The organism is Synechococcales cyanobacterium T60_A2020_003 (assembly GCA_015272205.1).
Classification (GTDB): Bacteria; Cyanobacteriota; Cyanobacteriia; order RECH01; family RECH01; genus JACYMB01.
This window is the reverse complement of the sequence record JACYMB010000105.1, coordinates 21,482-28,611: the sequence shown is the minus strand read 5'-3', so window position 1 is coordinate 28,611 and position 7,130 is coordinate 21,482. Positions and strand designations below refer to the sequence as shown.

General features: G+C 52.8%; 4 protein-coding genes and 1 pseudogene. All 5 read left to right on the top strand.

The features are described from left to right. On the top strand, nt 1–1,926 hold a 1,926-nt coding region (locus tag IGR76_05400), incomplete at its 5' end, for a PAS domain S-box protein (protein ID MBF2077952.1). A 222-nt stretch (nt 1,927–2,148) separates the two neighbouring features. Beyond that, nucleotides 2,149–3,327 carry a DegT/DnrJ/EryC1/StrS family aminotransferase gene (locus IGR76_05395; protein MBF2077951.1) on the top strand — a complete coding sequence of 393 codons (1,179 nt, stop codon included), beginning with the start codon at nt 2,149–2,151 and terminating at the stop codon, nt 3,325–3,327. A 274-nt stretch (nt 3,328–3,601) separates the two neighbouring features. Beyond that, nucleotides 3,602–4,672, top strand: a complete 1,071-nt coding sequence (trpD, locus tag IGR76_05390; protein ID MBF2077950.1) for an anthranilate phosphoribosyltransferase — start codon at nt 3,602–3,604, stop codon at nt 4,670–4,672. Nucleotides 4,673–5,085: 413 nt separating this feature from the next. Beyond that, nucleotides 5,086–6,174 carry a phosphotransacetylase family protein gene (locus IGR76_05385; protein ID MBF2077949.1) on the top strand — a complete coding sequence of 363 codons (1,089 nt, stop codon included), beginning with the start codon at nt 5,086–5,088 and terminating at the stop codon, nt 6,172–6,174. Nucleotides 6,175–6,329: 155 nt separating this feature from the next. Continuing rightward, nucleotides 6,330–7,057 (top strand): annotated as a pseudogene (locus IGR76_05380) (PspA/IM30 family protein). The last annotated feature ends 73 nt before the right edge of the window (nt 7,058–7,130 follow it).

The window sequence follows — 7,130 nt, the reverse complement described above, 5'->3', positions numbered from 1 at the left end:
AGCGTGATTGTTGGGGGGGCACTTTACCGTACTGATGGCTCGCTGGTGGGCAGCTTTGGTGAATCCCCCGAACTATCGTTTGAGCAGATTATCCAGGGTCAGACGAAGTTCCTCAATCGTTCTACTGCTCGGTACGATGCCGTTTGGGATACGCCCCTGCTGAGCGATCGCTACGTACTGGTGATTCGGCACAATGCCACCTGGGTGCGGGATGAGTTCTTTGCCTTTATTGGGCGCATTACGGGTCTCGTCGTCATCATTGCCACCTTTGTTACTCTGGCTACGCTAATTGTGCTGGATCGCCTGATTATTTCCCCGATCATGCTCCTGCGGCGCGATCTGCTGCGGGCGGGTGCAATCCTTAGCGACGATGCCTCCTGTACGCTGACATTGCCAGAACTGGAATCAACCCAAATGCAGCGTAAGGACGAATTGGGGGATGTTAGCGCTGCTTTTGAACAGATGGTGCAGCAAATTGCCAATGCAAATGCTATGCGGAAGCAGGCCGAAGATGAACTCCGCCTGTCTGAGGAAAAGTTCTCTAAGGCGTTTCACTCTAGCCCCAATCCCATCACGATTAGCACCCTCCAAGACGGTCGCCTTCTGGATGTGAATGACAGCTTTTTGGCCTTGTTCGGCAGAACGTTGGAAACAACCGTTGGGCAAAGCGTAGTGGACTTAAACCTATGGCAAAATTTGGGCGATCGCCAGCGCATGATCCAAACCGTGCAGGAGCAGGGGTTTATCCGCAATTACGAATATCAATTTCGGACAGCATCGGGGGAATGTCGCACGGTGCTGTATTCCACCGAACTGATTAAGATTGACGGGCAGGATTGTCTGCTGTCTGTCTTTAGCGACATTACTGAACGCACCAAAGCTGAGGCCGCCCTGCGGGCTAGTGAACTGAGGTTTCGGCGTTTAGTAGAACAGGCCGCCGATGCCTTCTTTGTCATCAATTTTCAGGGACAGATTATCGACGTCAATCAGAAAGCGTGTGATGAGCTGGGCTACTCGCGTAGCGAACTAATGGCGCTTTCCGTCCCAGAGATTGAAGTAGAATTTGACGCCGAGGAATTTGCAGCCCTGTTGAAACGCCTCTCCCCCAACGAACCGATTACCGTTGAGGGCACCCATCGCCGCAAAAATGGGATGCTATTTCCAGTGGAGGTGCGCATTGGGGTATTGGACTACGGGGATGAAACGATGATTCTAGCTCTATCTCGCGACATCACCGAACGGCAAAAGGCTCAGCAAGCCCAGGCTCGGTTAGCCGAAATTGGTGAGCTAGCCTCGATGATTGTCCATGAGGTCAGGAATCCATTAACCACAGTGCTAATGGGATTAAACTCCTTCAAGCAAATGGATTTGCCGGAACGGGCTCAACTGCGGCTTGGCTTGGCGTTGGAAGAGTCGGAACGATTGCAGCGTTTGTTGAATGAAATTTTGCTCTACGCCAAAGAACAAACGCTGATGGCCGATCGCATTGAGCTCAACCATCTGTGTTCGGAACTGCTGGAGTCGCTACAGAACAATCCGGCATTGGGCGATCGCCCCATTCAATTTACGCCTGCATCGACTGATATGGTGGTTTATGGCGATCGCGACAAGCTCAAGCAAGTGTTGATTAATGTCGTCACCAATGCTTGCGAAGCAGTGTCGCCTGGTGAGTCCGTCTTTTGGAGGGTGATGCCCTGCCCCGAACCCCCCAGTGCGCTGATCCAAATCTGCAACGGTGGCGATCCCATTCCACCCGATATCCTGCCGCGCCTCACCCAGCCCTTCTTTACAACAAAGTCTTCTGGCAATGGGTTAGGCTTGGCGATTACGAAGCGGATTGTCGAAGCCCACAGCGGCAAACTGATGATCGAGTCCTCGGTCGAAACAGGCACGACCGTTACAGTGAGCCTGCCGCTTTGTCTGTAATAGAGGGCAAAACATTCAAGCCCGGGGTGGAAATGTTGACAACGTAGGTGAAAATATATAGCGTTGGTCAAAAGACTTGAGGTAGGGGGCATCCCTACGTGTCTCAAGAACTTATCCCCGACTGCTACAGCTATAGGTTTCCTCCTGTAGCAATGCCCAATAGCAACGTGCGACGTTCAATCGTTCTAGCTACCCTATTCGTCCAGTTTGTGGTGTAAGCGAGTGACTTCTATTCCTCCGTTTGAGCTAACTCACCAGTATCAGACCCTAGCCTCTGACATTGAAGCCGCAGTGGCACAGGTTTTGGCATCCGGGCAATACATTAATGGCGCGATCGTCGATCGCTTTGAAACAGAATTTGCTGCCTACATTGGCACCCGGGACTGCGTGACCTGCAACTCTGGAACGGATGCGCTGTATTTAGCATTACGTGCTTTAGACATCGGATCAGGCGATGAAGTCATCACCACACCCTTTACCTTTTTCGCAACGACAGAAACGATTACAGCCGCAGGCGCAACGCCCGTCTTTATCGACATCGATCCCGCCACGTTTAATCTTGATCTGAACCAGATCGAAGCCGCAATCACGCCCCGCACCAAGGCGATTCTGCCTGTGAACCTGTTCGGGCAACCAGTGGACATGACGCGGCTGATGGCGATCGCCCGTGCCCATAATCTAGCCGTGATTGAAGACTGTGCCCAGTCTACCGGGGCAATGTGGGGTAAGCAAAAGGTCGGGAGTATTGGTCATATCGGCTGTTTTAGCTTTTTCCCCACGAAGAACCTGGGTGCGTGTGGAGATGCAGGAGCCATCACCACCAACGATCCAGTGTTAGCCGAAAAGGTGCGGACTTTGAAAAACCACGGACAGCGGCAGCGCTACATCTACGAAGAAATTGGCATAAATAGCCGTTTAGATGCCGTGCAAGCCGCGATTCTGCTGATTAAACTCCGTCACCTCGACACTTGGAATGCTCAGCGACAGGCGATCGCCGACCGCTATACCCAAGGACTGAAAGACGTCACCGGAATTGTGACCCCAGGGGCGATCGCAGGTGGAACTAGCGTGTGGAACCAGTACACCATTCGCGTTTTGTTAGACTCCAGTTTCAACGGCCATAATAGTGACGATTTACTGCCGCGCGATCGCGTTCGGCAAGCACTTCAGGATCAGGGCATTAGCTCCATGATCTATTACCCGCTCGCCCTGCACCTCCAGCCTGTATATGCCAACTTAGGTTATCAACCTGGTCAACTCCCCCACGCCGAGCAAGCCGCTCAAGAAGTGATGTCACTTCCAATGTTTCCAGAGCTAACCCAAGAGAGCCAGAATCGCGTAATTACTGCGGTCGCTGCTGTTGTTCAGTCTGCATCCTCCGCGCTAATTACGGCATCATGATGGAGTGGCATCGGGGCTAGCTTTTCCCGTCCCGGTCATGAACGTCAGCGCAGATGGGTTTGATGGGTCTATTGAGAGCTTGAACATGGGTACGGGCGGGTTTAGCAGACAGGCTCCGGCAAGTACCGGGGTTTAACGGCAAAACCCGCCCCTAGCCAGCGGGGATTGATCCTGAACTAACTGGACTTGAGATTAAAACTCAAACCCCAAAACGGATATTCCACCAAGTGCGAAACTAGTTTAGGCATTGAGATATTGAACTGGGATTGAATTCATGACTACCTCTCCACTTTCACCGGCATATGATTGGTCGCTACTGCTGCAACAACTGCTCGATCGCCAATCGTTAGCCCTGCATCAAGCTTCGGACTTAATGCAGGGCTGGTTGAGTGAGAGCATCCCGGATGTGCTGTCGGGGGCAATTCTGGCCGCGATCCAGGCGAAGGGGGTTTCCGCTTCAGAATTGGCGGGTATGGCGAAGGTGCTGCAATCGCAGTCGGTTGGGCAGAGTGTTGATACCACCAATTTGCCCTCGCCCATGATTGATACCTGTGGCACAGGGGGCGATGGCGCATCAACCTTCAACATTTCGACCTGCGTTGCCTTTGTAGCAGCGGCAGCGGGAGTTGCAGTGGCGAAGCACGGGAATCGCGCCGCATCCAGCAAGGTTGGGTCTGCCGATGTGTTAGAGGGCTTGGGGATTAATCTGGGCGCATCCCCCGAAAAATCCCATGCAGCTTTGCGCGAAGTGGGAATTACCTTCCTGTTTGCACCCGGTTGGCATCCGGCCATGAAGTACGTTGCCCCCCTCCGCAAAACGTTGAAGGTGCGAACCATTTTCAACCTGCTGGGGCCGTTGGTGAATCCCCTTAATCCGACGGGGCAGGTGATGGGCGTGTTTGATGCCAACATTTTGCACACCGTTGCCCAAGCCCTGCAAGAACTGGGACGCCAAGATGCGATTGTTCTGCATGGACGGGAGCGCCTAGACGAAGCCGGATTGGCCGATGCAACCGATCTAGCCGTTCTTAGCCACAACGAGATTACCGCTGTCGTGATTCAGCCGGAGGAACTAGGACTCACCCCTGCGCCGACCAGTGCCCTAAAGGGGGGCGATCGCCAAGACAATGTGGATATCCTTAAAGCGGTTCTCCAAGGGGGAGGCACCCAGGCTCAGCATGAGGTCGTCGCGCTAAATGCTGCCCTGGCCCTCAAAGTCGCGGGTGTACTCGACGAGGGAGATCCCATCACGGTGTATCGCCAGGGGATTGCTAAAGCCAGCGATATTTTGCGGAGTGGTGCGGCCTGGACAAAGCTGGAAGAACTGGTGGCCTTTTTGCAATAGGTCGCGGAGCGGTTTTGGACGGCGATCGCCAGCGCCTGCTCGGGAAAAGAAGAGTCCGGTTATTAACAATTCATCCTAGATGGCTAGGGGCGGGGTTGGTCCTTAAACCTTGATACTTGCTAGGTTGTGTCTGCTAAACCCGTCCATACCAATCAAGGAGATTCAGGCGGATTTGATAGAAGCAGGCGATCGCTCTCTAGCATTTCCTATATCTCGTGGGCGATCGTAACTCCTCCTGGACTCCTGCGAGGGGTTCGCCTATTTGATATCGCATTTAACAAAACGCAGACAATTCCTCCCGTATTTTGGGAGCAAATCGTTCTTCTCTGACATACAGTTTAAAAACGCACAGTGTGAAAGCACTATTTAAAAAAAGCGATTTGTATAAAGCAGTCAATCCTGAGGAGTAGGGCGTGCCACAATCCATGAAATCTTTGCTAGTCGGCTCAACTGCTGCATACAGCGGCAGGTCTGCCATCATCCTGGGGATTGCGCAGCAATTACAGGAACGAGGATTAGACATCTGCTACGGTAAGCCGATTGGCATTTTCGAGAATCCGTCGGATCCCCACGCCGTAGATGCAGATGTCCAGTTCTTGAGCCAAACGCTCAAATTGCCGACAGAGCGAGTCCGTCCTACGCTCATTTCTCTAGATGCAGCCTCGGTCGAAAATCGTCTAAAGGGTGAGGATCAGCGAGACTACCGCACGGATTTTCAGCAGTATACAGCGACTGCTTCGGGTGATTTATGTCTTTTAGAAGGCCCCAGTAGCTTGGACGAGGGCAAGCTGTTTGATCTGTCGATTACCCAAATGGCCAATGTATTGAATGCCTCCGTCCTCCTTGTGACCCGGTTTTGTCAGACAACCATTGCCGATGCCTTACTGGCAGCCCAGCAAGCTCTAGGCGATCGCCTGCTGGGAGTAGTGATTAATGATATTCCCGATGCCCGTCTTGAGTTTGTGCGGTCAGCGCTGCAGCCCTTCCTCGCCCAGCAGGGGATTGACGTTTTAGGGATGCTGCCCCATAGCGAAATCTTGCGGAGTGTGAGCGTGGGTGAACTCGTGCATCGCTTGGAGGCAGAAATCTTGTGCTGCCCAGAGCGCACTGACCTCATGGTGGAAAGCTTGACGATTGGGGCGATGAACGTCAACTCGGCTCTCAAGTATTTTCGCAAAGGGCACAGCATGGCCGTTGTTACCGGGGGCGATCGCACCGATCTTCAGTTCGCTGCCCTCGAAACCTCAACCCAATGCTTGATTCTGACCGGACAAATGTCACCTGATTCGATGATTCTCAGTCGGGCGGAAGAGCTAGAGGTTCCCATTCTGTCGGTTGACCTCGATACCCTAACCACCGTTGAAATTATTGAGCAAGCCTTCCGCGAAGTTGAACTTCATGAAGCTATCAAAGTGCAATGCGTGTTCGAACTCATGCAGCAACACTTTGATACCGATCGCCTGTTGAACAAACTTGGCCTCAGCTCTGCTGTAACGGTTTAGACAGTCAGGGAAGGGAAGCCATGATCTGTGCCGATCGTTAAACTATTCTCAAACCCTGGAGGGTTCGGGGCTGTCTAAGCTAGATTATGAGAAAGCAAGTGAATCAAATCTCACTGCGCTAAAGATTTAGTGCGTTTCATAGGAAAGAAACAGTCATGGGTTTATTTGACCGTGTCAGCCGCCTCGTTCGGGCAAACCTCAATGCTGCCGTTAGCTCTGCCGAAGATCCAGAAAAAATTCTGGATCAAGCTCTCGTTGATATGCAGGAAGATCTCGTGCAGCTTCGACAGGCCGTCGCGACGGCGATCGCCAGTCAAAAGCGCACCCAGCAGCAATACGAAAAAGCCCAGTCGGAAGCCAACACCTGGTACCAGCGAGCCCAGCTTGCGCTGCAAAAAGGCGATGAAAATTTAGCCCGCGAGGCTCTTAACCGCCGTAAAACCCAGACCGAAACCGCCACCGCACTCAAAGCCCAGCTTGATCAGCAAGCCTCGAAGGAAAGATTTCCGAAGCGAAGACGAAGAAGGACATGCTGAAGGCACGTGCCAGTGCAGCTAAGGCGAATGAGCAACTGCAAAGCACGGTCAGCAGCATGAATACGGGTAGTGCTATGGCGGCCTTTGAGCGCATGGAGGAGAAGGTGCTGCAAATGGAGGCTTGTTCCCAAGCAGCGGTAGAGTTGGCTGGAGCCGATCTGGAAAGTCAGTTTGTGGCTTTAGAAGCTGGGAGCGATGTGGATGATGAGCTAGCGGCGATGAAAGCCCAGCTTAGCGGTGCGTCACCCAGCCAAAGTCAGTTACCTGCTGGGCAAACCGAGGTGAAGAATAGCGCCAATGTAGACGACGAGCTAGAAGCGTTGAAGACTCAGCTTGATCAGCTTTAATATCCAGTCTGCTTCAATGCTCATTCAAAACAATCATGCTTTTGGTGCGGCGTAAGCGCCTCACCAAAAGCAT

Coding starts and splice junctions, on each gene's coding strand:
- trpD (MBF2077950.1), top strand. CDS start 3,602: ATGACTACCTCTCCACTTTCACCGGCATATGATTGGTCGCTACTGCTG.